Source organism: Candidatus Phytoplasma sp. AldY-WA1 (assembly GCF_020312115.2).
GTDB classification, from domain to species: Bacteria; Bacillota_I; Bacilli_A; order Acholeplasmatales; family Acholeplasmataceae; genus Phytoplasma; species Phytoplasma vitis.
Map to the genome: position 1 here is coordinate 1 of NZ_JAHRHX020000105.1, position 1404 is coordinate 1404.

1 protein-coding gene and 1 pseudogene are annotated in these 1404 nt (G+C 21.2%); one reads left to right on the forward strand and one right to left on the reverse strand.

Annotation, left to right across the window (positions count from 1 at the left end; translation table 11 throughout):
- Positions 1-1071, reverse strand: a complete 1071-nt coding sequence (locus KTO59_RS04255; RefSeq protein ID WP_284928816.1) for a hypothetical protein — start codon at positions 1069-1071, stop codon at positions 1-3.
- A 146-nt stretch (positions 1072-1217) separates the two neighbouring features.
- Between KTO59_RS04255 and KTO59_RS04260 the strand changes: the two are divergent.
- A pseudogene (locus KTO59_RS04260) lies at positions 1218-1404 on the forward strand (SAM-dependent methyltransferase); the annotation flags it as partial.

Consider the following 1404-nt stretch of genomic DNA (forward strand, 5'->3'; position numbering starts at 1 on the left):
TTATTTAATTTTCTTTTCTTTTTCAATACAATCGATTTCATCAAAATATAATTTACTTAATTTATATTGATTATCTTTTTTTTCAATTAATTGAAAAACTAATTTTTTATCAAATTCACTGTAATAAAGTGTATTTTCATCATCTGAAAAATACGTTATTTGTGGTTGATTTTCTTTTAATTGACAACATTTTAATGTTTTTAAGAAATCTTTATTTGTGATTTTCGTGATTGTTAATAAATCAACTAATCGACGTTTTTGTTTAGCAGATTTTATTTTTTTATGAATTGTTTTCTTTTCTTTTTCAATAAAAGTTTTTGTTGTATTCAATTCGTTAGCAACTTCTTCATTTGTTAAAGGATTGAATTGTTTTACTTCTTTAAAATTATTTTCTACTTGATAAACAGTTTGAAAAATTTTTAATTCCGCTTTTGTCAATTCATGATTAACGATGTTATTTAATAAATTCGTTTCACATTCTTGACGATAAAGTTCGTCTCCGAATTTAGTTTCGTTTTTTTTATGTATTGTTAGATTGTTTAATGCGTCAATTTTTTCGTTTGAATCTGTAAGATTAGAATCTTCGATATCAATAAATCCTATTTCATGACGATTTCGATTTCTTGATAAATTTTTAAAATGATTTCGAATTAATGTTTTTATAAAACATTTAATAGTAATAATGTCTGATTTTCTAAGTTTTTGAATTTCTAATTTAATTTTTTCCTTTTTTTCTGTTAAAAGTTGATAAGTTATTAATAACAAGTCTTCTTTTTCTAATGAAAATGGAAATTTATAATTAATTATTTCATAAAATAAAAGATTTTTAATTTTTTTAATTAAATCTTCAATTTCTTTTTTTATTTCTTCATCGTCAACTTCATTTTCTAATAAAAAAACATTAAATTCTTTAAAAAGATTAAAATAGCATGATTCAAATTCTAATATGCTTTTTTTAAATTTGTTAGTTTTTAAGATTTTTGTTTTTAAAATTTCTAATACGTCTTTGTCATTTTCAGTCATTTCACCTTTGTCAAAATCATCTAATTTGCTTTTGTCAATTTCGTTCATTTTTAATACTCCTTTTTACTAAAAGCAAAAAAAAGACTAGTTGTTTTAAACTAGTCTTTTCGGTATTAAAAATGAATTTATTTACAAAAAATTATAACAGTGCGATAAATTATGATATAATAATCAAGAAGAAAGTGGGTGCAAAAATGAAAAATGCAACTTCTTTTGATGCATTTTTAAGTATCAAAGAATTCAAAGGTTTAGATTTTGTTTTAAATTTTCTCCAAGTTCACAAAGGTACTATCAAACGTTGGGAAAAACAAAAATCTGTTCCTAAAAATTATGATATAGACTTAAAACAAATAATTAATCAACTTGAAATTGAATATCCAG

Bases quoted from the DNA above. Each gene is read 5' to 3' on its own strand.
- KTO59_RS04255 (WP_284928816.1), bottom strand. From the start codon at position 1,071: ATGAACGAAATTGACAAAAGCAAATTAGATGATTTTGACAAAGGTGAA.